This is a genomic window from Streptomyces sp. NPDC056480 (assembly GCF_042795405.1).
Lineage (GTDB): Bacteria > Actinomycetota > Actinomycetes > Streptomycetales > Streptomycetaceae > Streptomyces.
On record NZ_JBHTSA010000003.1, the window covers coordinates 45,925 to 69,192 of the forward strand.

26 protein-coding genes and 4 pseudogenes are annotated in these 23,268 nt (G+C 72.6%); 20 read left to right on the forward strand and 10 right to left on the reverse strand.

Annotated features, from left to right (window positions below; all coding sequences use genetic code 11):
* Positions 1–116 precede the first annotated feature (116 nt).
* From ACFQ79_RS02575 to ehuA, 10 genes are all read left to right on the forward strand, one after another.
* Positions 117–581 (forward strand): Lrp/AsnC family transcriptional regulator, encoded by a 465-nt coding sequence (locus ACFQ79_RS02575; protein WP_383578989.1) that lies wholly within the window; start codon positions 117–119, stop codon positions 579–581.
* A gap of 233 nt (positions 582–814) precedes the next feature.
* Positions 815–1,618: an endonuclease I family protein gene (locus ACFQ79_RS02580; protein ID WP_383578990.1), complete on the forward strand. Its 804-nt coding sequence runs from the start codon at positions 815–817 to the stop codon at positions 1,616–1,618.
* 365 nt (positions 1,619–1,983) lie between these two features.
* On the forward strand, positions 1,984–2,514 hold the full coding sequence (gene ectA, locus ACFQ79_RS02585) for a diaminobutyrate acetyltransferase (protein ID WP_383578991.1): 531 nt from the start codon (positions 1,984–1,986) through the stop codon (positions 2,512–2,514).
* A gap of 52 nt (positions 2,515–2,566) precedes the next feature.
* Complete coding sequence (gene ectB / locus ACFQ79_RS02590; RefSeq protein ID WP_383578992.1) at positions 2,567–3,838, forward strand: diaminobutyrate--2-oxoglutarate transaminase; 1,272 nt, start codon at positions 2,567–2,569, stop codon at positions 3,836–3,838.
* A 134-nt stretch (positions 3,839–3,972) separates the two neighbouring features.
* Positions 3,973–4,389, forward strand: coding sequence for an ectoine synthase (locus ACFQ79_RS02595; RefSeq protein WP_030314862.1), 417 nt, complete (start codon positions 3,973–3,975; stop codon positions 4,387–4,389).
* Between the two features lie 67 nt (positions 4,390–4,456).
* Positions 4,457–5,353 carry an ectoine hydroxylase gene (gene thpD / locus ACFQ79_RS02600; protein WP_383578993.1) on the forward strand — a complete coding sequence of 299 codons (897 nt, stop codon included), beginning with the start codon at positions 4,457–4,459 and terminating at the stop codon, positions 5,351–5,353.
* A complete protein-coding gene (ehuB, locus tag ACFQ79_RS02605) occupies positions 5,350–6,267 on the forward strand; it encodes an ectoine/hydroxyectoine ABC transporter substrate-binding protein EhuB (protein WP_383578994.1) in 918 nt (305 codons plus the stop codon). The genes thpD and ehuB overlap by 4 nt, the downstream gene beginning before the upstream one ends.
* Positions 6,268–6,414: 147 nt before the next feature.
* Positions 6,415–7,089 carry an ectoine/hydroxyectoine ABC transporter permease subunit EhuC gene (gene ehuC / locus ACFQ79_RS02610; RefSeq protein WP_383578995.1) on the forward strand — a complete coding sequence of 225 codons (675 nt, stop codon included), beginning with the start codon at positions 6,415–6,417 and terminating at the stop codon, positions 7,087–7,089.
* On the forward strand, positions 7,089–7,724 hold the full coding sequence (gene ehuD, locus ACFQ79_RS02615; RefSeq protein WP_383579100.1) for an ectoine/hydroxyectoine ABC transporter permease subunit EhuD: 636 nt from the start codon (positions 7,089–7,091) through the stop codon (positions 7,722–7,724). The genes ehuC and ehuD overlap by 1 nt, the downstream gene beginning before the upstream one ends.
* Positions 7,714–8,529 (forward strand): ectoine/hydroxyectoine ABC transporter ATP-binding protein EhuA, encoded by an 816-nt coding sequence (gene ehuA, locus ACFQ79_RS02620; RefSeq protein WP_383578996.1) that lies wholly within the window; start codon positions 7,714–7,716, stop codon positions 8,527–8,529. Before ehuD ends, ehuA begins: the two co-directional genes overlap by 11 nt.
* Before the next feature lie 143 nt (positions 8,530–8,672).
* Here the strand turns inward: ehuA and ACFQ79_RS02625 are convergent, their stop codons facing one another.
* Complete coding sequence (locus ACFQ79_RS02625; RefSeq protein WP_383578997.1) at positions 8,673–9,554, reverse strand: RNA polymerase sigma factor SigF; 882 nt, start codon at positions 9,552–9,554, stop codon at positions 8,673–8,675.
* Between the two features lie 189 nt (positions 9,555–9,743).
* On the opposite strand from ACFQ79_RS02625, the gene ACFQ79_RS02630 reads away from it, so the two are divergent.
* Entirely contained in the window at positions 9,744–10,190 is a 447-nt protein-coding gene (locus ACFQ79_RS02630; protein WP_383578998.1) for an ATP-binding protein, read from the forward strand.
* Here ACFQ79_RS02630 and ACFQ79_RS02635 read toward each other — a convergent pair.
* Positions 10,190–10,426 (reverse strand): annotated as a pseudogene (locus tag ACFQ79_RS02635) (hypothetical protein); the annotation flags it as partial. The gene ACFQ79_RS02630 and the pseudogene ACFQ79_RS02635 sit on opposite strands and share 1 nt — an antisense overlap.
* On the opposite strand from ACFQ79_RS02635, the gene ACFQ79_RS02640 reads away from it, so the two are divergent.
* The 3 genes and pseudogenes from ACFQ79_RS02640 (at position 10,425) to ACFQ79_RS02650 (ending at position 12,421) form a co-directional block, all read left to right on the forward strand.
* A complete protein-coding gene (locus tag ACFQ79_RS02640; RefSeq protein WP_383578999.1) occupies positions 10,425–11,228 on the forward strand; it encodes an N-formylglutamate amidohydrolase in 804 nt (267 codons plus the stop codon). The pseudogene ACFQ79_RS02635 and the gene ACFQ79_RS02640 overlap by 2 nt on opposite strands.
* Before the next feature lie 126 nt (positions 11,229–11,354).
* A pseudogene (locus tag ACFQ79_RS02645) lies at positions 11,355–11,480 on the forward strand (flavodoxin family protein); the annotation flags it as partial.
* A 224-nt stretch (positions 11,481–11,704) separates the two neighbouring features.
* A complete protein-coding gene (locus ACFQ79_RS02650; protein WP_383579000.1) occupies positions 11,705–12,421 on the forward strand; it encodes a flavodoxin family protein in 717 nt (238 codons plus the stop codon).
* Between the two features lie 137 nt (positions 12,422–12,558).
* On the opposite strand, the gene ACFQ79_RS02655 is transcribed toward ACFQ79_RS02650, so the two are convergent.
* Complete coding sequence (locus ACFQ79_RS02655) at positions 12,559–12,906, reverse strand: hypothetical protein (RefSeq protein WP_383579001.1); 348 nt, start codon at positions 12,904–12,906, stop codon at positions 12,559–12,561.
* Between the two features lie 355 nt (positions 12,907–13,261).
* Here ACFQ79_RS02655 and ACFQ79_RS02660 point away from each other — a divergent pair, with 355 nt between their 5' ends.
* The gene (locus ACFQ79_RS02660) at positions 13,262–14,536 is read left to right on the forward strand and encodes a VWA domain-containing protein (protein WP_383579002.1); all 1,275 of its coding nucleotides are present in this window, start codon (positions 13,262–13,264) and stop codon (positions 14,534–14,536) included.
* Positions 14,536–15,372: a hypothetical protein gene (locus ACFQ79_RS02665; RefSeq protein WP_383579003.1), complete on the forward strand. Its 837-nt coding sequence runs from the start codon at positions 14,536–14,538 to the stop codon at positions 15,370–15,372. Before ACFQ79_RS02660 ends, ACFQ79_RS02665 begins: the two co-directional genes overlap by 1 nt.
* 92 nt (positions 15,373–15,464) lie before the next feature.
* Here ACFQ79_RS02665 and ACFQ79_RS02670 read toward each other — a convergent pair whose 3' ends face one another.
* Positions 15,465–16,727: an MFS transporter gene (locus ACFQ79_RS02670; protein ID WP_383579004.1), complete on the reverse strand. Its 1,263-nt coding sequence runs from the start codon at positions 16,725–16,727 to the stop codon at positions 15,465–15,467.
* A gap of 62 nt (positions 16,728–16,789) precedes the next feature.
* Between ACFQ79_RS02670 and ACFQ79_RS02675 the strand changes: the two genes are divergently transcribed.
* On the forward strand, positions 16,790–17,218 hold the full coding sequence (locus ACFQ79_RS02675) for a MerR family transcriptional regulator (protein WP_383579005.1): 429 nt from the start codon (positions 16,790–16,792) through the stop codon (positions 17,216–17,218).
* Here ACFQ79_RS02675 and ACFQ79_RS02680 read toward each other — a convergent pair.
* A pseudogene (locus ACFQ79_RS02680) lies at positions 17,169–17,626 on the reverse strand (ABC transporter ATP-binding protein); the annotation flags it as partial. The gene ACFQ79_RS02675 and the pseudogene ACFQ79_RS02680 overlap by 50 nt on opposite strands.
* Before the next feature lie 3 nt (positions 17,627–17,629).
* Between ACFQ79_RS02680 and ACFQ79_RS02685 the strand changes: the two are divergent.
* Positions 17,630–17,989, forward strand: coding sequence for a hypothetical protein (locus tag ACFQ79_RS02685; RefSeq protein WP_383579108.1), 360 nt, complete (start codon positions 17,630–17,632; stop codon positions 17,987–17,989).
* On the opposite strand, the gene ACFQ79_RS02690 is transcribed toward ACFQ79_RS02685, so the two are convergent.
* From ACFQ79_RS02690 to ACFQ79_RS02700, 3 genes and pseudogenes are all read right to left on the reverse strand, one after another.
* Positions 17,938–18,417, reverse strand: coding sequence for a (2Fe-2S)-binding protein (locus tag ACFQ79_RS02690; protein ID WP_329275215.1), 480 nt, complete (start codon positions 18,415–18,417; stop codon positions 17,938–17,940). The two genes, ACFQ79_RS02685 and ACFQ79_RS02690, sit on opposite strands and share 52 nt — an antisense overlap.
* 300 nt (positions 18,418–18,717) lie before the next feature.
* A pseudogene (locus tag ACFQ79_RS02695) lies at positions 18,718–19,266 on the reverse strand (molybdopterin cofactor-binding domain-containing protein); the annotation flags it as partial.
* Positions 19,267–19,487: 221 nt separating this feature from the next.
* On the reverse strand, positions 19,488–19,964 hold the full coding sequence (locus ACFQ79_RS02700) for a hypothetical protein (RefSeq protein ID WP_383579006.1): 477 nt from the start codon (positions 19,962–19,964) through the stop codon (positions 19,488–19,490).
* A gap of 201 nt (positions 19,965–20,165) precedes the next feature.
* On the opposite strand from ACFQ79_RS02700, the gene ACFQ79_RS02705 reads away from it, so the two are divergent.
* Positions 20,166–21,053 carry a type 1 glutamine amidotransferase gene (locus ACFQ79_RS02705; protein ID WP_383579007.1) on the forward strand — a complete coding sequence of 296 codons (888 nt, stop codon included), beginning with the start codon at positions 20,166–20,168 and terminating at the stop codon, positions 21,051–21,053.
* 78 nt (positions 21,054–21,131) lie between these two features.
* Here ACFQ79_RS02705 and ACFQ79_RS02710 read toward each other — a convergent pair whose 3' ends face one another.
* Entirely contained in the window at positions 21,132–21,611 is a 480-nt protein-coding gene (locus ACFQ79_RS02710) for a hypothetical protein (RefSeq protein ID WP_383579008.1), read from the reverse strand.
* Between the two features lie 167 nt (positions 21,612–21,778).
* On the opposite strand from ACFQ79_RS02710, the gene ACFQ79_RS02715 reads away from it, so the two are divergent.
* Positions 21,779–22,216 (forward strand): OsmC family protein, encoded by a 438-nt coding sequence (locus tag ACFQ79_RS02715; RefSeq protein ID WP_383579009.1) that lies wholly within the window; start codon positions 21,779–21,781, stop codon positions 22,214–22,216.
* A 57-nt stretch (positions 22,217–22,273) separates the two neighbouring features.
* Here the strand turns inward: ACFQ79_RS02715 and ACFQ79_RS02720 are convergent, their stop codons facing one another.
* Positions 22,274–22,975, reverse strand: coding sequence for an RraA family protein (locus ACFQ79_RS02720; protein ID WP_383579010.1), 702 nt, complete (start codon positions 22,973–22,975; stop codon positions 22,274–22,276).
* Positions 22,976–23,268: the final 293 nt, after the last annotated feature.

Consider the following 23,268-nt stretch of genomic DNA (forward strand, 5'->3'; position numbering starts at 1 on the left):
CTGCCGTCCTTACTCCGTGCCGAAATCGCCCTGCATCGCAACGATAGGACAGAAGGCACGCAAGGCGATTGCTAAATCAGCCGCCGTATCGTTTCAGCGTGGTAGATAATTGCGCCATGGACCGAATCGATCTCCACATCTTGCGCGAGCTCCAGAACGATGGCCGGCTGAGCAACCAGGAGCTGGCCCAGCGGGTGGGGCTGAGCCCGTCGCCCTGTCTGCGCCGGGTCCGTCAGCTGGAACAGGACGGGGTGATCCAGGGGTACCGGGCGATCATCGATCCGGAGGCGGTCGGGCGGGGCTTCGAGGTGCTCGTCTCGGTGGAGGTGCGACGGGACCGGGAGACGGTGGAGGCCTTCGAGGAGGCGCTCCAGGACGTGCCGGACGTCATCGAGGCGTACCGGCTGTTCGGGAGCCCCGGCTGCCTGCTGCGGATCGCGGTCGCCGACCTCGCGGCGTACGAGCGGCTGTGGATCGAGCGGCTGACCACCCTCACCGGGGTCACCGAGGTCAACTCGCAGATCATCATGAAGCGCATCAAGGAGCCGAAGGGGATGCCGGTGGACGTCCGGGGCACCTGAGGACACCCGGGACCGCCCCGATCCGACGGGGCGGTCTCCGCGACAGGCTCTGGAGCGGACCCCCCGTTTCGGCCATATGCGAACTCGTCATGGAACAGCCTTCTCCTCGTTACATGACAGGTACCTGCCGTGTGCCACTCTCCCGATGACACGAAGTCAACACGCGTAGACAGCGGAATCGTTGAGCCGACGCCCGCCGTCCCGCGCGTACCGTCCCCGGGAAAGGGCCCCCCATGTCCGTTGTGCGGATCGGCAGATGGAAGGTGTGGGCGGCGGCCGTCGCCGCCACCCTCGTCGGCGTCACGCTCCCCACGGTCGCCGCTACCCCCGCCGGCGCCACCACCACCGCGTACGACAGCACGTACTACAAGAACGCGATCGGCAAGACCGGCACGAGCCTCAAGTCCTCGCTGCACACCATCATCGGCAGCCAGAGCAAGATCTCGTACGACGCGGTCTGGAACGCGCTGAAGGTCGCCGACCAGGACCCCAACAACACCAACAACGTCATCCTGCTCTACAGCGGGACCTCGCGGAGCAAGAGCCTCAACGGCGGCGACGTCGGCGACTGGAACCGCGAGCACACCTGGGCCCAGTCCCACGGCAACTTCGGCACCTCGGCCGGCCCCGGCACCGACCTGCACCACCTGCGCGCGGCGGACGTCCAGGTCAACAGCATCCGCGGCAACAAGGACTTCGACAACGGCGGCAGCCCGGTCAGCGGCGCGCCCGGCAGCTACACGGACAGCAACTCGTTCGAGCCGCGCGACGCCGACAAGGGCGACGTGGCCCGGATGATCCTGTACATGGCCGTCCGCTACGAGGGGGACGACGCCTGGGCCGACCTGGAGCCCAACGAGTCGACGACCAACGGCAGCGTCCGCTTCCACGGCCGACTCTCGGTCCTGAAGCAGTGGAACGAGCAGGACCCGCCGAGCGCCTTCGAGGAGCGTCGCAACGACGTCATCTACACCACCTACCAGGGCAACCGGAACCCGTTCATCGACCACCCGGAGTGGGTCGAGGCGATCTGGTAGGCGGAACGCCGCACGAGGAAGGGAGCCGGGCCGGGGTCGTCGTACCCGGCCCGGCTCCGGCGCGTTCCGGACCGGGCGCGTCGGGGGCGGTTCACGGAAAGACCTCTACGCCTGACCGCTGAAGCCCCCTTCAAACGTGGAATGGCGGATGTTCTCACGCTCTTGGCGCGAAGGTCGAGCGCACCGCAGAGGCGTTATCCATCCGTTATAAACGGTGATTCTGCCCCGCTTTCGGCGTCTTTTCCGTGCGACTTGGCGCACATTTCCGCCCCCGGAGGCCGGCGCCTCATCTATCACGGCCGGGTGTCCGTAACAAGCCCTCCGGACCAGGAAGTTCCGAGATCCACTCGGTAGCTTCGGCGCCCATGACCCCGTTGACCACTGGCCTGACGACCACGACTCCCCGCACGACCCCCCCGACCCTCGCGGATGGCGCCGAGCTCTGGCGGATCGCACGCGGCTCGGGCGAACTCGACCTCAACTCGCCGTACAGCTATCTGCTGTGGTGCCGCGACTTCGCCGGCACGACCACGGTCGCCCGTGACGCCTCCGGACGCCCGATCGGCTTCGTCACCGGATACCTGCGCCCCGACGAGCCGGAGACCCTCTTCGTCTGGCAGATCGCCGTCGAGGGTTCGCACCGCGGAAGCGGGGTAGCCGGGACCCTGCTCGACGCTCTGTCCGCGCAGGTCGCGGCCGAGCACGGGATCAGCCGGATCGAGGCGACCGTCACCCCGGGGAACCTCGCATCCGACCGATTGTTCCGGTCGTTCGCACGCCGACACGGTGCGGAGGTGACGCAGGACGTCCTGTTCCCGGCCGCCGCGTTCCCGGCGGCGGGCCACGAGTCCGAGGTGCTGTACCGCATCGGCCCCCTCGGCCCGCCGGCCTCCTGAGCCGTCGAGCGCGCACGCCACACCCCCGAACAACACTCTGGAGAAGAGCTTCGTGACCCTGACCGACATCGCCACGCCCTCCGTCTTCGAGACCGTCGAATCGGAGGTCCGCAGCTACTGCCGCGCCTGGCCCGTCGTCTTCGAACGCGCCAGTGGCAGCAGGCTGTACGACGAGCAGGGGCGTCCGTACCTCGACTTCTTCGCCGGGGCCGGCTCGCTGAACTACGGCCACAACAACCCCGTGCTCAAACGGGCCCTCCTCGACTACCTCGGCAACGACGGCATCACCCACGGCCTCGACATGTCGACCACCGCCAAACGCGACTTCCTCGAGACCTTCCACACCACGGTCCTGGAGCCCCGCGCCCTGCCCTACAAGGTGATGTTCCCGGGGCCCACCGGCACCAACGCCGTGGAGGCGGCGCTGAAGCTCGCCCGCAAGGTCACCGGACGGCAGACGGTCGTCTCCTTCACCAACGCGTTCCACGGCATGTCGCTCGGCTCGCTCGCCGTCACCGGGAACGCCGCCAAGCGGGCCGGCGCGGGCGTCCCGCTGCACCACGCCATCCGCATGCCCTTCGACGACTACCTCGACGGGCAGCTCCCCGACTTCCTCTGGTTCGAGCGGCTCCTCAACGACGCCGGCTCCGGCCTCGACCACCCGGCGGCCGTGATCGTCGAGACCGTCCAGGGCGAGGGCGGCATCAACGTCGCACGGGCCGAGTGGCTGCGCGCGCTCGCCGAGCTCTGCCGCCGGCACGAGATGCTCCTCATCGTCGACGACATCCAGATGGGCTGCGGCCGCACCGGCGACTTCTTCTCCTTCGAGGAGGCGGGCATCACGCCCGACATCGTCACCCTGTCCAAGTCCATCAGCGGCTACGGCCTGCCCATGGCCCTCTGCCTGTTCCGGCCGGAGCTCGACGTCTGGCAGCCCGGCGAGCACAACGGGACCTTCCGCGGCAACAACCCCGCCTTCGTCACCGCCACGGCCGCCCTCGACGCCTACTGGCGCGACGGCGCCCTGCGCGGGCGCACCCTGAGCCGGGCGGACCGGGTGGAGCGCGCCCTCCTCGACCTGTGCGGGGGCGACAAGCGCAGCGGCCTGTCCGTTCGCGGCCGCGGACTGGTGTGGGGCCTGGAGTTCGCCGACGGGGAGCGCGCCGAGGCCGTGTGCCGGCGCGCCTTCGAGACCGGCCTCCTGGTCGAGACCTCCGGCCCGATCGGCGAGGTGGTCAAGCTGCTGCCGCCGCTGACCGCGACGGACGACGAACTCGACGAGGGCCTCGGGATCCTGGCCCGCGCCGTCCGTCACACCGCCTGACTCCCCCTCCCGAACCGGCGTTCCGACGCCGGCCGACCGACCGGCCCACTGACCGACTGGCCGACTGGCCGACCCGGCCGACCGGCCGGCCCGACGACCTGATGACCCGATGACCCGAAAGGCAGTCGTACCCCATGATCGTCCGTACCTTCGACGAGCTGGAGAACACCGAGCGGCACGTGAGGGCCGCCTCGGGCACCTGGGAGAGCAAGCGCATCGTCCTGGCCCGTGAGCGGGTCGGCTTCTCCCTCCACGAGACCGTGCTGTACGCCGGCACCGAGACCGCCATGTGGTACGCCAACCACGTCGAGGCCGTCGTCTGCACGGCCGGCGAGGCGGAGCTCACCGACCACGAGACGGGCCGCACGTACACGATCGTGCCCGGCACGATGTATCTGCTCGACGGGCACGAGCGCCACACCCTCAAGGTCAAGGCCGACTTCCGCTGCCTGTGCGTCTTCAACCCGCCCGTCACCGGGCGCGAGGACCACGACGAGAACGGCGTCTACCCGCTGCTGACGGAACCCGAGCCCGCGTCCGACGACGTCTGAGCCCGGCACGTCACCCGGCATCCCCACGCGAACCGACATCCTTACGCGAAAGGAAGCGCGCTCCCCCATGCCCTCCGCACCCACCCGCCCCGTCGACCTCTACCCCACCCGTGGCCCGAAGGAGGAACTGATCGGCCGCAAGGACCCCGTCGTGTGGTCCGGGCCCGGCACGGCGGGCCCCTTCTGGGCCCGCGAACTGGAGGAGTACGACCGCGACGGCTTCATCACCGTGGACGAGATCGTCACCCCGGACGAGGTCGACGTGCTCCGGGCGGAGCTGGACCGGCTCGTCTCCGACCCGGCCGTACGGGCCGACGAGCGGGCGGTCGTCGAGCCCCGTTCCCAGGAGATACGTTCCGTCTTCGAGGTGCACCGGATGAGCGAGGTCTTCGGCCGGCTCGCCGCGGATCCGCGGATCGTCGGGCGCGCCCGCCAGATCCTCGGCTCCGACGTCTACGTCCACCAGTCGCGGGTCAACGTCAAGCCCGGCTTCGGGGCCAGCGGCTTCTACTGGCACTCGGACTTCGAGACCTGGCACGCGGAGGACGGTCTCCCGAGGATGCGGACCGTGTCGGTGTCGATCGCGCTCACGCCGAACCACACCACCAACGGCAGCCTGATGATCATGCCGGGTTCGCACCGCACGTTCCTCGGCTGCGCCGGAGCCACCCCGAAGGACAATTACAAGAGGTCGCTCCAGATGCAGGACGCCGGTACGCCCTCCCACGAGGCGCTGACCACGTTCGCCGAGGCCTGCGGCATCCGCCACTTCACCGGCCCGGCCGGCTCCGCCACCTGGTTCGACTGCAACGCCCTGCACGGGTCGGGCGACAACATCACCCCGTACCCCCGGAGCAATGTGTTCCTCGTCTTCAACAGCGTCGAGAACCAGCCGGAGGCGCCCTTCGCCGCCCCGGTCCGGCGGCCCTCGTTCATCGCCGCGCCCTCATGGGATCGCACGTGACCGGCACGGCGCGCCTGGACCGACGAGGCTTCCTCGGCAGAACGGCGCTCCTCGGCGGCCTCGCCCTGACCCCGGGGCTCCTTTCGGCCTGCACCCGCACCCAGGTCGGCTCGGGCGCGCCCGAGGACGACGGCGCGCTCCTGGCCCGGCTGCGGAAACAGGGCTTCGTGCGGGTCGGGTTCGCCGGTGAGGCGCCGTACGGCTTCCAGGACGGCGGCGAGCCGGCCGGGGAGGCCCCGACGCTGCACCGAGAGGTGTTCACGGCGCTCGGGGTGCGCGAACTGCGTCCGACGCTGACCGAGTTCGGGGCGCTGATCCCCGGGCTCCTCGCCGACCGCTTCGACGTCGTGAGCGCGGGCATGTCGATCACGCCCGAGCGCTGCGCCAAGGTGATCTTCTCCGAGCCGGAGTTCGTCTCCCCCACCGCGCTGATGGTCCGCAAGGGCAATCCGAAGGGGCTGAGCGACCTGGCGTCCTGCGCGGCGAAGAACGTGACCGTCGGCGTGCTGACGGCCGCGGTGGAGGCTTCGTTCGCCAAGGCGGCGGGCGTTCCCGACGGGTCGGTGAAGACGCTGGCCAAGCAGCAGGACGGTCTCGACGCCCTGCTCGCCGGGCGGATCGACGCCTTCGCGCTGACCGCCATCTCGCTGCGCTGGCTGGCGCGGACGAACCGGGACGCCGCGGTGGAGGTGACCGAGGCGTTCGTGCCGGTGGTGGACGGCGTACGGCAGCTGGGCGCGGGCGGAGCCGTGTTCCGGCCCGGCGCGACCGGGCTGCGGGACGCGTTCGACAAGGAGCTCCTCAAAATCACCGGATCCCCGGACCGGTTCGTGGACCTCCTGGGCCGCTACGGCTTCACCGCCCGCGAGGTGCCGCCCCGTTCCCTGCGTACCGCCGACCTGTGCGCCGGGTGAGGGGCGGCACGGCTACGGGCGGGCCGGTGGTTGGCGTCACGGTTGCGGGCGGGCCGGTGACAAGCGGCGCGGTGACAGGCCGCGCGGTGACCGGCGGCGTGTCCGGGGGCGACCGGGTGGCGGGCCTGGGGCGGGAGGACGGCCGGAATGGCTGAGTTCCTGCCCGAGCTCCGCCGGGCGATGCCCCGGCTCGGCGAGGGCCTCCTGACGACGGTGGAGGCCACGGTGCTCGGCGCCGCGCTCGCCCTGCTCCTCGCGTACACCCTGGGCCTGCTGTCCCGCTCGACGCGGCTTCCGGTGCGCGGAGCGGCGCGGGTCGTCGTCGAGTTCTTCCGGGGCACCTCGCTGTACGTGCAGCTCTTCTGGCTGTTCTTCGCGCTGCCGATGGTCGGTTTCCGGCTGGAACCGCTGGCCTGCGGCGTGCTCGCGCTCGGCCTCAACTTCGGGGCGTACGGCTCCGAGGTCGTGCGGGGCGCGGTGACCGCGGTCCCCCGCGCCCAGACCGAGGCGGCGATCGCGCTCGGCATGGGACCGGTCCTGCGGCTGCGGCGGGTCGTCCTGCCCCAGGCGCACGCCCTGATGGTGGCGCCCTTCAAGAACCTGCTCGTCCAACTGCTCAAGGCGACGCCGCTGCTCTCTCTGGTCACGGTCCCCGATCTCACCTTCCAGATCGACCAGTTGCGCTCCTCGACGGGCGCGACGGCCGCCTCGTACCTGCTGCTCCTGGGGCTCTACTTCGGCATGGCCGTCGTCCTGAGCCTCCTCATGAACGCCCTGGAGCGGGCCGCGAAGGCCCGTCTCGGGCAGGAAGGCGGCGCATGATGTGGGACGGGGAGGCGGCCCGGGCCGCTCTGCCGACCGTTCTCGAGGGCTTCGGCGTCACCCTGGTCGCGACGGTGCTCGCCTTCGCCGTCGCGACGGTCCTGGGGCTCGTGCTCGCCCTCGTCCAGCGGACGGGTCCCGCGTGGCTGGCCCTCCCGTTGCGCGGGGCGGCGGGGTTCGTCCGCTCGACGCCGCTCCTCGTGCAGCTGTTCGCGGCCTGGGTGCTGATCCCGGGACTCGACGCGCCGACGCTCGGCGTCCTGGTCCTGGGCGTGCACTACGCCACGTACCTCTCCGAGGTCTATCGGACGGGCATCGACGCCGTGCCGAAGGGGCAGTGGGAGGCGTGCACGGCGCTGTCGCTGCCGCGCCGGCGGGTCTGGCGGGCGGTGGTGCTGCCGCAGGCCGTGCGCAACGTGCTGCCGCCGCTGGGCAACTACGCGGTCTCCATGTTCAAGGAGACACCCCTGCTCTCGGTGATCACGGTCCACGAGATGGTCCACGAGGCGAACACCTTCGGCAGCACCCACTTCGCCTATCTGGAGAGCTTCACCCTTGCCGCCGTGGTGTTCCTGCTCGCGAGCTGGCCGACCTCGGTGCTGATACGACGACTGGAGGCACGCCTTGCCCATTGAGGAGCTGTCCGAGGACCTCGCCAAGGCCCCGACCGCGCACCCGGCGGTCCGCTTCGACCGGGTCACGAAGCGGTTCGGGGACCACTCGGTGCTCGACGGACTCGACCTGGAGGTCGCCCGCGGGGAGCGTGTGACGCTGATCGGCCCGAGCGGCTCCGGGAAGACCACGATCCTGCGGCTGCTCATGACGCTGGAGCGGGTGACCGACGGCGTCATCCACCTGGACGGCGAGCCGTTCTCCCACATGCCGGGCCGGAAGGCCGGAACGCTGGTGCCGGCGAGCGAGCGTCATCTGGCCACGCGACGGCGGCGGATCGGCATGGTGTTCCAGCAGTTCAACCTCTTCCCCCACATGAGCGTCCTCGAGAACGTCGTCGAGGCGCCCGTGCACGTGCTCGGCGAGAGCCGGGAGGAAGCCGGGGGCCGGGCCCGGGACCTGCTCGACCTGGTCGGGCTCTCCGACAAGGTCGAGGCGCGGCCGACCAGGCTCTCCGGCGGCCAGCAGCAGCGGGTGGCCATCGCCCGCGCGCTGGCGATGCGGCCCGAGATCCTGCTCCTGGACGAGGTGACCTCGGCGCTCGACCCGGAACTCGTGGCGGAGGTGCTGGACGTGCTGCGGGACGTCGCCCGGCGGACCGACATCACGCTGCTCTGCGTGACGCACGAGATGGGCTTCGCCCGGGACGTCTCGGACCGGATCCTGATGTTCGACGGCGGCCGGATCGTCGAGTCGGGACCGGCGGACGAGCTCCTGGACGCGCCCGCGGAGGAGCGCACCCGGGCGTTCCTGAGCTCGGTCCGCTGACTCCACCGACGCGCGGCGCGTGCCGGGGCGGGCGTGCCTGGGCGGGGCGGACCGGGGCGAGGGCTGAGGGGGCCGCGCGTTCTCCCGGCCCCCTCAGCCCTCGTCACCGTCCCAGGCGCCCTCGTCATCGTCCTCGACCGTCGTCACCGTCCTAGGCCCTCGTCACCGTCCTCGACCATGCCGTCCCGCAAGCGGTCCAGGCTTCGGGCGAGCAGCCGTGAGACGTGCATCTGGGAGACGCCGATCCGCTCGCCGATCTCCGTCTGGGTGAGCTCCTCCACGAAGCGGAGGTGCAGCAGCAGCCGGTCGCGCGGGGCGAGTGCCTCGACGAGCGGGGCGAGGGTGTGGAACTCCTCGAAGAGGGCGAGCGCCGGGTCCTCCTGGCCGATGAGATCGGCCAGGGCCGCGTCCTCCTCCTCGCTGTCGCCGCCGGCCAGCCTGGCGTCCAGGGACGTGGAGTGGTAGCCGTTGGCGGCGACCTGAGCCTCGACCACCTCGTCCTCGGTCAGGTCCATGACCGGCGCAAGCTCGGAGAGGCGCGGGGCCCTGCCGAGCCGCGAACTCAGCTCGTCGGTCGCCTTGGCCAGCTCCACCCGCGCCTCCTGGAGGCGGCGCGGGACGTGCACGGCCCAGGTGGTGTCGCGGAAGAACCGCTTGATCTCGCCCACGATGTACGGCACGGCGAAGGTGGCGAACTCCACCTCGCGCGACAGGTCGAAGCGGTCGATCGCCTTGATCAGGCCGACCATGCCGACCTGGAGGATGTCCTCCCGCTCGTCGCCGCGCGACCGGAACCGCCCAGCCGCGTACACCACCAGTGACATGTTCATCTCGATGAGGGTGTTCCGGACGTACTGGTGCCCCGCGGTGCCCTCCTCCCGCGCCGCCAGCTCACGCAGGAACACCTTCGACAGGGCGCGCGCGTCCCGGGGCGGAATCGCGTGCGGAACCTCGGGAAAGGGCAATTCCTCTGCCACGCCGTTCGTCGCGTACGCCGTCGTCGCCTCGGCCGGATCGGTCCGCACAGGAACAACCTCCTCTGGCTCGCGGTCCGTTCAGCGGTCCCGGTTCACGTACCCCCGCTTTCCGGACGCACTCCTCGTCCTCTCCCGGCCGATTCCACCCGGAAGAGACGCATCACCCCGGTTCGAACGGGCAGACGAACCCCATCACCTGCTGAGGTACCGGCCAGAACAGGAAGAAAGGGATGCGCGATGAAGACCTGGAGCGACACCCGGCCCCCGGCCCCCGGGGCGGACCCGCGCGGCGCCTGGAGCGCCGGTGCGCCCCCGGTCCGTACCCCGGCCGACGCGCGGCAGCTCGTCCGCCACACCCTCGCGGCGCTCGGCCCCCTGCCGCCCGCCCAGGTCGAGGACCTGCTGCTCGTCACCTCGGAGCTGGTCACGAACGCGCACCGGCACGCGGGCGGCGTCACGGGCTTCGGGATCGGGGTCGACCGCGACCGGGTGACGGTGTCGGTGTCCGACGCCAGCGGGCAGGCACCGCTGTACGAACGCCACGAGGATCTGCGCCCCGGTGGCTACGGCTGGCCGATCGTGCTCCGTCTGTGCCGCGAGGTGACCGTGGACGCGGGCCCGGAGGGCAAGACCATCCACGCGGCCGTGACGGTCGACCGGCGACCGGTGACGTGCGACCGGTGACCGGCGAAGAGGCCCCCGAGGATGCCGGCGATCAGGCCGAGCTCGGCGGGCACGCCGGAGGCGACGGCCACGCCGGCGCAGAGGGGCGGCGCCACGAGGAAGACGACGAGGGACGCGGCGACGTCGTGCCGGAGGTGGGACGGGGAGGGCGGCCCGCTCGCCCGCGCCCGGCGGGGCGTGCGGCGCGCACCGGGCGCACGCCACGGCGGGGCCGACCTGTGGAAGGGTGAGCCGATGACCTCACGCTCGTACGACGTCCTCGCCGGCGCCCCGGACTCCCCCGTCATCCTCCATGTCCCGCACTCCTCCCGGGTGATACCCCCGGACGTGCGCGAAGGCATCCTGCTGGACGACGGGGAACTGGACCGCGAGCTCGACCACATCACCGACGCCCACACGGCGGAGATCGCGGCCGTGGCCGCGGCGGCCGCCGGCGCGCCTCCCTGGCAGTTCGTCAACCGGCTGTCGCGGCTGGTCGTCGACCCCGAGCGGTTCCCCGACGAGCGCGAGGAGATGCTGGCCGTCGGGATGGGCGCGGTGTACACGAGGACCACGCACCGGGCCGCGCTCCGGCCCGCCGGATTCGACCCGGCGCCGCTGATCGACCGGTACTTCACGCCGTACGCCGAGGGCATGGCGGCCGCCGTGGCGGAACGGCTGGAGGCGACGGGGCGGGCCGTGATCGTCGACGTCCACTCGTACCCGACCGGGCCGCTGCCGTACGAACTGCACGGCGAGGGCCCGCGCCCGCCGGTCTGCCTCGGTACCGACGCCTTCCACACGCCGCCGGCCCTGCTGGACGCGGCGCGGGAGGCGTTCGGCGGGTTCGGGGGCCTGGCGACGGACACGCCCTTCGCCGGGACGTACGTACCGCTGGCGTACTACGGCAAGGATCCACGGGTCAGCGCGCTCATGATCGAGATCCGGCGCGATGTCTACATGAGTGAGCCGGGCGGCGCGGCGGGACCGGGGGTACGGGCGCTCGGGGCCGCCCTCGCGGCCCTCGTCGACGCCGTGCCCCCGCACCCGGCGGCGTAGGGAGGACGTCGCGGTCCTGACGCCTGCTCATGCGTCGGTCGCGGTCGAGTGGCCCGGCCGCGAGGGCATGCACGGGCTGGGGAGCGGTCCCGCGAGGGGCCGCCCCCGTGCGTGAGGAGACCGTCGATGGCCGTGCCCGATTCCGCCGCGTACCGGTACGACGACCTCAGCGCGCTCTACCTCACCTGCACGCTCAAGCGCTCCCCCGAGGTCAGCAACACCGAGGGGCTGATCGGGCGCGGCCGGTCCGTGTGTTGTGCGGACCGATCTGATTCGGGGGCACGTGCCATCGGCGCGGGGCCATGCGGGTGATCGGGTGGCCGACCCCGTGACCGTAGGCGCGGCGTTCGATCATTCCGCCCGACGAGGCGAGACAGTGGACGGGATCTTCGGCCGGACCAACCCGGGCCCCATCGACGTCGGCAGCCGGGTGTCGCGCCGCCCGACCGCCCACTCGTCCGCAAGGGGACGCATCGATGACCGAATCCGGTACGTCCTACCGTGATCTCCGCGCCCTGGTGATCAACTGCACTCTCAAGCGGTCTCCGGAGCGCAGCCACACTCAGGGGCTGATCGACATCAGCACCGGGATCATGGAGCGCCAGGGCGTCGAGGTCGAGGTGCTGCGCGCGGTGGATGTCGACATCGCGACCGGTGTGTGGCCGGACATGACGGAGCACGGGTGGGAGACCGATGAGTGGCCCGTCGTCTACTCGAGGGTGATGGCTGCGGACATCCTTCTGTTGGCTGGACCTGTATGGCTGGGAGACAACTCTTCGGTCATGAAGAAGGTGATCGAGCGCCTGTACGCATGCTCCTCGATCCTCAACTCCGCGGGACAGTACGCGTACTACGGCCGGGTCGGCGGCTGTCTGATCACCGGTAACGAGGACGGCGCCAAGCACTGCGCGATGAACGTCATCTACAGCCTTCAGCACCTGGGCTACGTCATCCCGCCGCAGGCCGACGCGGGCTGGGTCGGCCCGGCCGGACCCGGCCCTTCCTACCTCGACGAGGGCTCGGGTGGTCCGGAGAACGACTTCACCAACCGCAACACCACGTTCATGACCTGGAACCTGCTCCACCTGGCCCGCATGCTCAAGGACACCGGCGGCATCCCCGCACACGGCAACCAGCGCGCCGAGTGGGACGCCGGCTGCCGCTTCGACTTCGAGAATCCAGAGCATCGCTGAACGACTGCTCCACTCAGAGACGGGGGCTTCCCCGCGAAAGCTTCGCGCCGATCCTGATGGTCGCATTGCGAACCATCAGTGGTCGATGCCGGTACGGGTCCGCTCGTGCTCGTCGCCGCCGCGCTGACTCGCTGCGATCAGGTGGTCTTCCCGAAGGGGTAGGCGGCGGGCGGGTTCGCGTACATCCACTGCCGGCGCATCACGTCGGCCTTGCGGACCATCTCCCGGGCCTGCCACACCCGTCGCTCGACGGCGTTCGCCTCGTCGCGCATCGCGTCCAGCTCGGCGCGGGTGAACAGCGCCGGATAGCTGTGCATGGCCGCGGCGTGGGTGTGGACCTGCTCCTCGATGCAGGCGAACGCCTCCTCCACGTCGGCAAGGGACTCACAGACGTTGCGCCACTGGGTCTCCACGTCGTTCATGGCGTGCCTACCGGCCTGAGCGGTTTCGCGTTCGGTGGCGCGCGCGGTGTGGGCGTCCTCCATCAGCGCCATCCGGTGTTCGGCCGCCGCGTGGCGGCCGAGTTCGCCGGTCAGCGGGGTGGTCGGCTCATGCCCGAGCGAGTCTCTCGATCACCGGATCAAGGGCCCTGGCCTCCAAGCGCTTTCAGGTGCTGCCCCCGGCTTCCCGAGCCCCGAACCCCGAGCACCGCTGACACCCCGGGACCGGCGCGGCGCGCCGCACGGTCTTCCCCCTTCCGGCGGCGTCTCAGGCTCCCGCACGGATCACGTCCCGGACCCCGGCTTCGACCGCGTCTCGGGCCCCGGCTCCGACCGCGTCTCGGGTCCCGGCGTCCACCCTCGTTTTGGATTGTCGGAGGATCATCAATACGATCCGGCGATGATCACGAGAAAACGGCTGGCGACCGGGGCCTGCGCGCTGCTCGCCGCCCTGAGCGTCGCGCTCCTGCCGACGGGCGCGACCGCGGACGCGCCGGTGGCGAAGGAATCCCCCAAGGTCGAGCTGGTCCTCGACGTGAGCGGCTCCATGCGGGCCAAGGACATCGACGGCAAGTCCCGGATGGCGGCGGCCAAGCAGGCCTTCAACGAGGTCCTCGACGCGGTGCCATCGGAGGTCCGGCTCGGCATCCGCACCCTGGGTGCCGACTACCCCGGGCAGGACCGCAAGCGGGGCTGCAAGGACACCCGGCAGCTCTACCCGGTCGGCCCGCTCGACCGGACCGAGGCCAAGACCGCCGTGGCCACCCTGGCCCCGACCGGCTGGACCCCGATCGGTCCGGCGCTGCTCGGAGCGGCCGAGGACCTGGAGGGCGGCGACGCCACCCGGCGGATCGTGCTCATCACGGACGGCGAGGACACCTGCGCCCCGCTCGACCCGTGCCAGGTGGCGCGCGAGATAGCGGCGAAGGGCATCCATCTCGTCATCGACACCCTGGGCCTGGTGCCGGACGCCAAGACCCGGCAGCAGCTCACCTGCATCGCGGAGGCCACCGGAGGCACGTACACCTCCGTCCACCGCACCGAGGACCTCTCCCGCCGGGTCCGGCAGCTGGTCGACCGTGCCGCCGACCCGGTGGTCACGCCCGTGGCCACCGAGGGTGCGCTGCGCTGCGCCGACGCTCCGCAGCTCAAGCCCGGCCTGTACACCGACCGCGAGGCCTTCGGCCAGCACCGCTGGTACCGGGTGGACCTGCTGCCCGGTCAGGAACTCCGCGCCTCCGTCAGCGTGTCGGCCGACCGCGCCGTCAACAACGACTACGGCGTGCTGCTGCGCGCCGTCACCCGCCACGGCCGGGAGATCGTCCGCGGCTCCGAGGCCGACGACGGACGCACCGACGTCGTCTCGACCGGCCTGCGCTACCCGAAGCCGGAGCTCGACGACGAGCCCGAGGACGGCAAGCCGGCCGCGGAGACGGTCTGTCTCCAGGTCAGCAACTCGTTCTCCGCTCCCCCGTCGGTCAAGACGACGCCGGGCATGCCCATCGAGCTGACGGTGGACGTCGTCGACGGCCCTTCGACCGCCTCGGACGTGGCGTCGTTCGGTCTCGGCCGCGGCTGGTGGCTGCTCGGCGCGCTGGTGCTCGTCGGCTTCGTGGCCGGTCTGCTCTGGGGCTGGCTGTCCCGCTGGCGCGTCGCTGTCTGGAGGACCCACTGATGCGTACCGTACGCACGCTCGCCACAGCCGCCCTCGTGGGCGCCGCTCTCCTCGGACTCGCGGCCCCGGCCGCCCTGGCCGACTCCCCCTCGCCCTCGACCGACCCGGGCAAGGACGGTTCGACCGCGGGGCCGACGGAAGCCGGCACCACGTTCCGTACGGCCGCCCGGTTCCTTCCCGGGCAGGAGGCCACCGCGCAGGCCGCCACGGGTGACTACCTGTACTGGGTGTTCCCGGCGGACACCGGGCAGCGGCCGACGGTGAACGCCACCGTCACCCTGCCCGACGCGGCCCTGCGGCACGGGCCCGCCACCTGGCGGGTCGACGTGTACGACGGGCTCCGGCGGCGCCAGCCGTGCATGTACGGGACCCAGTCCCGCGCCGCGGCGAAGGAGACCGCGACCGTGCGGCTCACCTGTGTGCTGCGCCCGGTCCGTGCCTCGGCCGACACCTGGTCGAACGACCCGCTGCCCGGCAGCTACTACGTGCGGCTGACCGCCACCTCGCTGCCGGACGAGGACCTCGGCCAGCCGTTCACGGCCCGGCTCGGGGTGAGCACCGTCGACAAGGGCGGCGCCTACGCGACCGACGGCTCGCTCGCCGCGCCGCTCGTCCCCGGCGCGACCACGGCCGACCAGGCGGAGGCCGACGAGGAGGCCGGCCGGCCCTCCGCCGTCGAGGCCGCGGCCCCGGAGGACGGCTGGTCCTCCGGCTGGTGGTCCGACCGCTGGCTCTGGACCGCGGCGGGCGGCATCCTCGCGGCCCTCGCGGGCATCGGCGGCTATGTGCTGACGCGCGGCGCCGGACGGCCGCCCCGGGTCCCGCCGGCCGTCTGACCGGTCCGCGGAACACGCGAAGGCCCCCACCGCAGCACCGCGGTGGGGGCCTTCGCGTGTTCCCGACGGACACGGTCCGCTGGTGCTCCGGTTCACCGGCGGGTGGCCGGGCGGGCCGGGAAGCCGTGGGCGCGGGCCCCGGCCACGATCGCCACCACGGGGACGAGGAGGACGAGCACGCTCCAGGACAGGGCGCCCGCGCCGAGCACGTCGAGCAGGACGCCACCGGCGATGCCGCCCGCCGCCATGGCGGCGTTCCAGAGGCTGACGAGCAGTGTCTGGGCGGTGTCGGCGTGCTCGCCGCCCGCGTCGGCGACGGCCGTCTGAAGGAGGGTGGGCGCGCCGCCCCAGCCGAACCCCCAGAGCGCGGCGGCCGCCAGGGCGAGCGCGATGCCGCCGGCCGGGACGGCGAGCACGGCGGCCGCCACGGCCACGAGGACCGTGCCGGCGAGGGTCAGGATCCGGAGCCTGCGGTCGATCTGCCGCCCGGTGAACCAGATCCCGGCGAGCGAGGCGGCACCGAAGACCAGCAGGACGAGGCCGGTGGAGCCGGCCAGGCCGCGATGTCCGAGGTGGGCGGCCACGTAGGTGTAGAGGACGGTGTGGGCCAGGACGAGGGTGAACGTGACGGCCAGGACCGGGAGTACGCCGGGCACCCTCAGGGTCCGGGCGACCGGGGCGCGCCCGCCGTGTGCCTCGCCCGGCAGGTCGGGGACGGCGAGGGCGATCCAGCCGAGGAGCGCGACGGCGATCACGGTCATGGCGGTGAAGGCGACGCGCCAGCCCACGGCCTCACCGAGGAAGGTGCCGGCCGGGACGCCGAGGGAGAGCGCCAGGGGGATGCCGGTCATGGCGACGGCGACGGCCCGGCCCTGGAGACGCGGCGGGGCGATGCGTCGGGCGTAGCCGGCGAGCAGGGCCCAGGCGACGCCCGCGGCGACCCCGGCGAGGAACCTGGCGCCCATCGTGAGGGCGTACGAGGAGGAGAAGGCCGTCACGGTGTTGGCGGCGGCGAACCCGCCGACCGAGGTGAGGAGCAGGCGCTTGCGGCGCCACGCGGCGGTGCGGGCGGCCAGCGGGACGGCGGTGAGGGCGGTGCCGAGGGCGTAGACGGTGACCGCCTGCCCCATGGCCGCCTCTCCGACGCCGAGGTCGGCGCTCATGCCGGGCAGGACGCCGGCGGGGAGGGTCTCGGTGAGGCTGGTGACGAAGACGGCGGTCGCGAGGGCGAGCAGCGCGAGGAGCGGCAGTCGGCCGGAGGGGGTCTCGGGGGTGGCGGGCTTCGCGGGGAGGGAAGAGTTCTCAGGGCTGGCGGGCGCGGCGGAACGGGCCGCCGCTGTCGTGTCGTTGGCCATGGATCTATGCTCGAACCCTCACATTGATGTGAAGGTCAAGCCAGTCCCTGGAGGGGGCGTCCATGCGGATCGGGGAACTGTCGGAGCGCACCGGAACACCACGCCGGCTGCTGCGCTACTACGAGGAGCAGGGTCTCATCGTCGCGGACCGGCTGCCGAACGGCTACCGGGTCTACGACGAGTCGAACCTGGACCGGGTCATGCAGATCCGGGGCCTTCTGGACGCCGGTCTGCCGACCCGGATCATCAAGCAGATCCTGCCCTGTCTGAACAAGCCCCGGATCATCCATTTCCCGGACGCCACCCCGGAGATGCTGGCCACCCTGGAGGACGAGCGGGACCGGATGACCGAGCGGATCCGCTGCCTCACCCGGAACCGGGACGCGGTGGCGGAGTATCTGGACGCGGTACGGGAGAAACTGGAGCCGTCCGTCCGACCTCCCTCCGAGCCGTCCGTACGCTCCAGCGCCCTCCCTGCCGTTCGAGCGTGAGCGGCAGCCCGAAGCACGCGCCGAGGAGCTCGCCGGTGAGCACCTCGTCGACGGGCCCTTGAGCGAGGGCCCGTCCCTGGCGGAGCAGGAGGGCGTGGGTGGTGCCGGAGGGCGGCTCCTCCAGGTGATGGGTGACCAGGACCGTTGCGAGTGACGGGTGTTCGCCGCCGAGGACGTCGAGCGCGTCGAGAAGCTGTTCCCTGCCGGGCAGGTCGAGACCGGTGGCCGGTTCGTCCAGGAGCAGCAGCCGGGGCGCGGGCCGCTGGGCCGGCGGGCGACCCTCCGGTCGCCGGGCCCGAGGGTGGCGATCAACCGGTCGGCCCGCTCCCCCTGTTCGCGGGTCGGAGTCCAACGGGGCGGGCGCGCGACGGAGTTGGTGGCCCCGGTCAGGACGACGTCGCGGACCTGTTCGTGGAGTTCGCGCCGGTGCTGCGCCAGGGCCTGATCGACCTCCTGGACCTGCTCGACCTGCGGGGCCGGGACCCGCGTCACGGTGAGGCGGCCCACGTGGCGCTGGTCGCGGCGGTGGGGTCGGGCGACGGGGAGGAGGCCGCCCGACTCGCCCGTACGGAACTGGAGTCCACGCTCGCACCGCTCAGGGCCCCCGGCGCGGCGCCCGGGGACCTCGGTCTGATCCCGAAGCCGGAAAGCCGGAAAGCCCGAAGTCCGAGGGCCCGAGTCCGAAGGCTTGCGGGCCTTCCGCCCGCCAGGCCGTCAGGTCAGGTCATCCTGCGCGCGCCGTCCAGGACGGCCTGCCGGATGCGGTGGTAGGTCCCGCACCGGCAGATGTTGCGGATCGTGTCCAGGTCCGCCTCGGTGATCTCGCGCCCGGCCTCCCGGGCCCGGCGCACCTCCGCGACCGCGGTCATGATCTGGCCCGGCTGGCAGTAGCCGCACTGGGCGACGTCGAGGTCGAGCCAGGCCTCCTGCATGGGGTGGAGGTCGCTTCCCACGGTGTCGGGGAGTCCCTCGATGGTGGTGACCTCGTCGCCCGGAGCGAGGTCCTCGACGGGCACGGCACACGGCGTGAACGCCTTGCCGTTGAGGTGGCTCGTACAGGCCCGGCAGACGCCGACCCCGCAGCCGTACTTGGGTCCGGTGACGCCCAGGACGTCCCGGAGGACCCAGAGGAGGCGGACGTCGCCCTCGACGTCGGCGGTGACGGCCTTGCCGTTCAGGATGAAGGTGTGCTGCGGCACGGATGCTGCTCCAGGTCTCAGAGGGCGCGGTCGCGGCCGTCGGTCGGCGAGGCGGGGACGGGCGGGACGGTCGGCAGGGGCGTGAAGGCGAGCGGATCGGCGTGGTTGACGGGGAAGACCGTCGGCATGGTGCCGGTGGCCCGGCCGTAGGCGCAGGCGACGGCGGCCATGGCGCCGGCGACCGCGAGTTCGCCCGCGCCGCCCGGCTTGTCGCCGGTCGAGGGCATCACGATGATCTCGAGCTCGGGCGGGGTGTTCCACTGCCGGGTGTAGAAGTACTGGTCCCAGCTGCCTTCGAGGCAGGAGCCGGCCGCGGGCGACGGCGGCGGCGACGCGCAGGGGGTGGTAGGTGGAGTAGGTGGTGTTGGAGCCGCCGGTCAGCTGGTTGAAGAGGAGCTCGGGCCGCGCGTCGGCGAGCGTGACCTCGACCTTGTCCAGGGGGAGGTCGAGTTCCTCGGCGACGATCATGGCGCTGGAGGTGGTGATCCCCTGGCCGACCTCGGCGCGGGGCAGCGCGAAGTGGGCGGTGCCGTCCTCGTCGAGACGGATGGTGATGAGGTGGCTGGTGGGCAGGGCCGCGAGGGTGAGCAGTTCGTTGAGGTCGAGAAGTTCGGCGGGTCCGGGGAGCGAGGGGATGAGCGCCGGAGCCGCGGCGGCGGCCTGCCGGGGCGCGAGCGCCTCGACGCCCAGCTGCGCGGCGACGGTGAGGGTGGGGGCGGCGAGGACGTACCCGAGGAACCGGCGCCGGCTGGTGCCGCGCGGCGCGTCGCCACCGTCCTCGGAACGCACGGTTCCGTCCCCGCTGTCGCTCGTGGGGTGGTCGTCCCGCACGGGGTGCCGCCTCGCCATTCGGTGTGCCCTTCGTCATGGCCTCGGGGCTGACGCCCGGGTGCCTCCTCGGATGTGGTGATCATCGCTCATGTGGGTGCCGGCCGGGAGTCGTTCGACCCGGCGAGTGTCAGGTTACCGTCAACCTGCTTCTCGCCCTGCTCGCCTTCAAGGTGGCGAACGAGCGCGTACGCCTCCAGCAGGCGTACGGCCACGAGGTCACGCTCGAGGTGGGCCGCTGGTCACCGGACCGCGTCGCCGCGCGTCTGGCGGCGGCCGGCAGACCGTCGCCGCTGCGCCCCGTCGAGTCGGCCCGGCTGGTGCGTGAGTCGCACCCCCGGGAGAAGGCGCCGCAGGGCTTCCTCCTGGCGCGCGAACCGCGCGGCCGATCCGGCCCGGCGCGGCAGCGGAGCCGTACGGGAGAGACGGCGGATCGATGCCGTACGGGCGCCGCGGGGCGGGCGGGCGGCCCCGTGCGTCGCCCGGAAGCGGAGTCGTGCGCCCGAGCGACGCAGAGCACCCGAGCGGAGCTGGGCGGACGAGATCCTGGCGCGCTGACCGCCGCCGGCGATCAGGGCGTTGACGGATGCCATCGGATCGCCGCCCACCGACCGGGCGAGCAACGCACCGACGACCACCGGACCGAGGGCGACGGCGAGTGCCGTGCCGGTGGCGGTGACGTGCTGGAGGGAGCGGGTGCGCCGGACGTCGAAGGTCATGGTCACAGTCCAGCAGGGCACGGGCGGCGCCGAATCGGTCCGGATACTCAGACGGGCGCAGACCGCTACTCAGACGTGATCGCGCAAGAGCCCTCCAGGGGTCCCGCACAAACGTTTCTTCCGCGATCCTCGGGTTCGGCGAACGCGACGAGGCGTTCCCGGGCGGGCCTTGGGAGGCGACCAACCGTGACGGCGGAGACGATGGAGACGACAGAAGCGACGGGGACGGCAGGGGCGCCGGAGACAGGGGCAACGGACGCGGCAGAGGCGGCGGAGCCGCACGCGGCGGATGCGGACGCGGCGGCGGACGCGGCGGAGGTCCCCGGGAGCCGGGCCCCGGCCGGCACCGCACGCGTGACCGCCGCCGTACTCGTGGTGCAGCACGAGGAGGACGCGGGCGCGGGGCTCGTCGGCGAGCGCCTCGCCCGGGCCGGCCTCCGGCTCGACGTGGTGCGCGCCTGGGAGGGCGAGACGCTGCCGGCCGGCCTGGGCGGCCACGCGGGGCTGTTGGTCCTCGGTGGGGCGGTGAACTGCGAGGACGACGAGGCCGCTCCCTGGCTGCCGGGCGTCCGCGCCCTCGTCCGCGAGGCCGTGACCGAGGCGATACCGCTGCTCGGGATCTGCCTGGGCGGCCAGATCGTCGCCCACGCCCTGGGCGGCTCGGTCGCGACACGCCCCCAGGGGCCGGAGTTGGGCGCCGTGCCGCTCCGGAGGCTGCCGGCCGCGTCGGAGGATCCGGTGCTCGGACGAGTGCCGGACGGCGCCCTCGCGGCACAGTGGCACTGGGACGACGTGGAGCGACTGCCGCACGGCGCGGTCCCATTGCTGACGGGCGACGACTGCCCGCACCAGGCGTTCCGGGTCGGGAACGCCTGCTGGGCGGTGCAGTTCCATCCGGAGGCGGGCGGCGACACGGTGGCGGAGTGGGCGGCCGAGGACGGTGAGCGGCTCCGGGAGTCGGGTACCGACCCGGAGGCCCTGGTGACCGCGGTGCGGGACGCGGAGCCCGAACTCCGCACGGTCTGGGGCGAGGTGGCGGAGGCCTGGGGCACGGTGGTCCGGGCCCACGCGGACGCGAGGCGGCGGTAGCGTCCACCGCCGGACCGGCCCGGGAATGTCGTGTCGATCAGGCCGGCCGCGAGCCCGCGCCTGGGCGGCGAGACACCCCTAGGGCCAGTCGACCAGCCCCAGGAAGAGGAGAGAGAACAGCAGGACGGAGACCGGGGCCAGGGCGGCCGCCGTGAGGCGGCGGACCGTGTGGCGGCGGCGCCGCGGCAGGGCCCAGCTCGTGACGAGCAGCGCGAGTGCCAGCACCAGGCCGACGAGGAAGGTCCAGAAGGCCGGCACGAAGTCCGCGCTGAACTCCGCGCTCCTCGCCCCGGAGCAGGGGTTGCAGGCCATCGGGGAGAGCGCGACGCCGATGAACGCGACGAACGCGAGCGGCAGGGTGAGGACGGTGGCGACGGTCGGAGCGATCCAGGCGTGCGGGGTGTGCTCGTCACCCACGGGGGCGTCGGGCTCCGGGTCGGTGTGCTCGAGGCCCGTCGTCTCCGGGCCGGTGGCGGGACGGCCCGCGGACTCCGGGCCGGTGGCGGGACGGCCCGTGGCGACGTGGGCGTCGGAGGCCGGAGGGGTGCGGTGGGGCATGGCCCCATCCCATCCCCCGGGGCCGTGCGCGCGCATGAGTCCCGGTACTCACCTCTCCGATGAGTGCCGCTCGGCGCGTCCGCTTGGCAGGGCGGGGGCGGTGGGGTTGCTTGACCGGGGCGCCGTACCGTACGAGCACGCACCCCAGAACGAAGGAGACCGCCGCCATGGCCGACTACCGGATCGAGACCGTCCGCACCGGGTACCGGAACTGGACCGCCCGGAACGACCGGGGCGCGGAGGTCCGGATGGCCGCCGCCGACGACGCCGACGCGCAGCCCTCGTTCACCCCGGTCGAGCTGCTGCTCGCGGCGATGGGCGGCTGTGGCGGGCTCGTCGTGGACCGGACCGCGCGGGCCGTGGAGCACGACGACCTGAAGATCGTGGTGGAGTCGGTCTCCGGGCCCGAGGACGACGGCCGGGTGGGCCGTATCCGGGTCAGTTACGAGTTCGAGCTGCCGGACAGCAACCCGAAGGCGGCGGAGGTGTTCGCCCGGGGGGTGCGTCTGACGCACGAGAAGTTCTGCACGGTGAGCCGCACCGTGGAGCACGGCGCGCGCGTGGAGGCGATCCTGCCGGACGGCACGGTCGGCTTCGAAGGCTGATCCTCCGCCACGCCTCCCTGCGCGCACCCCGCCGAGCTCCCCGGTCCACTCCCCGGTTCACTCCTCGATCGCACCGCCGATCCGGCGCAGATGCTGCCGGAAGGTGTACGTGGGGTCCTCGGCCCGGGCCGCCAGATAGGCGTCGAACCCGGTCTGGGCGCGGAGGGTCTCCCCCGCCCTGATGCGGCGCGCCTGTTCCCGCTCCGTGCGGAACAGCGTGCGGGCCACCTCGAGGACGGCGTCCACCCGGGCGGCCGGCACGAAGAGCACACCGTCGTCGTCGGCGAGGACGACGTCGTCGGCGGTCACCGCGTGGTCGCCGAACCGGGCCGTGGTCAGCGCGTCGGGGTCCCGGGGGTCGGCACGCACGGGGCCGGGCGCGTGCCGTCCGTACGAGAAGACGGGCAGCCCGATCTCGACGAGGTCGGGCGTGTCCCGGTGCAGGCCCCAGACGACGACCCCGGCGACACCCGCCGCCTCCGCCTCCAGGACGGCGAGGTCGCCGATGCAGGCCTCGTCGCGGCGGCCCGCGTTGTCGATGACGAGGACGTCGCCGGGCCCGGCCCGGGTGAACGCCTCCAGGAAGACGTCGACGCTGCCGTAGTGGCGTACGGGCAGCGCCCGCCCCGCGACCCGCAGCCCCGCGACGACGGGAAGGATCCCGGCGGGCGCGGCGCGCAGCGGCTCGCCGAGGCGCACGCAGGCGTCGGCGACGAGAGGGGTGGAGAGTTCCGCGAAGTCGTCCAGGTCCTTCGGCATCAGGCGCTCCGTTCGGTGACGGGTACGGTACGGCGGGCTGCGCGATGCTACCGGGTGACCGTGCGCGACCGGCCGACGTCCTCCGTTCGGCCCACGCCCCCGACTCCGCTGCACGCCCCCGGTCGGCCCACGCCCCCCGGCTCGGCTCCACGCCCCCGCTCGGCCCACGCCCCCGGCTCGGCTGCACTTGCCCCGGTCGGGCCGCTCCCTCCTCGGCTGCACGTCCCCCGGTCGGCCCACGCCCCCCGGTCGACTCTCGAAGTCCCCGGTCTGCTCACGATCCCCCTTCGGCT

Coding starts and splice junctions, on each gene's coding strand:
- ACFQ79_RS02580 (WP_383578990.1), top strand. CDS start 815: ATGTCCGTTGTGCGGATCGGCAGATGGAAGGTGTGGGCGGCGGCCGTC.
- ACFQ79_RS02630 (WP_383578998.1), top strand. CDS start 9,744: ATGAAGACCTGGAGCGACACCCGGCCCCCGGCCCCCGGGGCGGACCCG.
- ACFQ79_RS02650 (WP_383579000.1), top strand. CDS start 11,705: ATGACCGAATCCGGTACGTCCTACCGTGATCTCCGCGCCCTGGTGATC.
- ACFQ79_RS02670 (WP_383579004.1), bottom strand. CDS start 16,727: ATGGCCAACGACACGACAGCGGCGGCCCGTTCCGCCGCGCCCGCCAGC.
- ACFQ79_RS02710 (WP_383579008.1), bottom strand. CDS start 21,611: ATGCCCCACCGCACCCCTCCGGCCTCCGACGCCCACGTCGCCACGGGC.
- ACFQ79_RS02720 (WP_383579010.1), bottom strand. CDS start 22,975: ATGCCGAAGGACCTGGACGACTTCGCGGAACTCTCCACCCCTCTCGTC.
- ACFQ79_RS02715 (WP_383579009.1), top strand. CDS start 21,779: ATGGCCGACTACCGGATCGAGACCGTCCGCACCGGGTACCGGAACTGG.
- ACFQ79_RS02595 (WP_030314862.1), top strand. CDS start 3,973: ATGATCGTCCGTACCTTCGACGAGCTGGAGAACACCGAGCGGCACGTG.
- thpD (WP_383578993.1), top strand. CDS start 4,457: ATGCCCTCCGCACCCACCCGCCCCGTCGACCTCTACCCCACCCGTGGC.
- ehuC (WP_383578995.1), top strand. CDS start 6,415: ATGGCTGAGTTCCTGCCCGAGCTCCGCCGGGCGATGCCCCGGCTCGGC.
- ehuD (WP_383579100.1), top strand. CDS start 7,089: ATGTGGGACGGGGAGGCGGCCCGGGCCGCTCTGCCGACCGTTCTCGAG.
- ACFQ79_RS02665 (WP_383579003.1), top strand. CDS start 14,536: ATGCGTACCGTACGCACGCTCGCCACAGCCGCCCTCGTGGGCGCCGCT.
- ACFQ79_RS02660 (WP_383579002.1), top strand. CDS start 13,262: ATGATCACGAGAAAACGGCTGGCGACCGGGGCCTGCGCGCTGCTCGCC.
- ACFQ79_RS02675 (WP_383579005.1), top strand. CDS start 16,790: ATGCGGATCGGGGAACTGTCGGAGCGCACCGGAACACCACGCCGGCTG.
- ACFQ79_RS02705 (WP_383579007.1), top strand. CDS start 20,166: ATGGAGACGACAGAAGCGACGGGGACGGCAGGGGCGCCGGAGACAGGG.
- ACFQ79_RS02700 (WP_383579006.1), bottom strand. CDS start 19,964: ATGACCTTCGACGTCCGGCGCACCCGCTCCCTCCAGCACGTCACCGCC.
- ACFQ79_RS02640 (WP_383578999.1), top strand. CDS start 10,425: ATGACCTCACGCTCGTACGACGTCCTCGCCGGCGCCCCGGACTCCCCC.
- ACFQ79_RS02575 (WP_383578989.1), top strand. CDS start 117: ATGGACCGAATCGATCTCCACATCTTGCGCGAGCTCCAGAACGATGGC.
- ACFQ79_RS02655 (WP_383579001.1), bottom strand. CDS start 12,906: ATGGAGGACGCCCACACCGCGCGCGCCACCGAACGCGAAACCGCTCAG.
- ectA (WP_383578991.1), top strand. CDS start 1,984: ATGACCCCGTTGACCACTGGCCTGACGACCACGACTCCCCGCACGACC.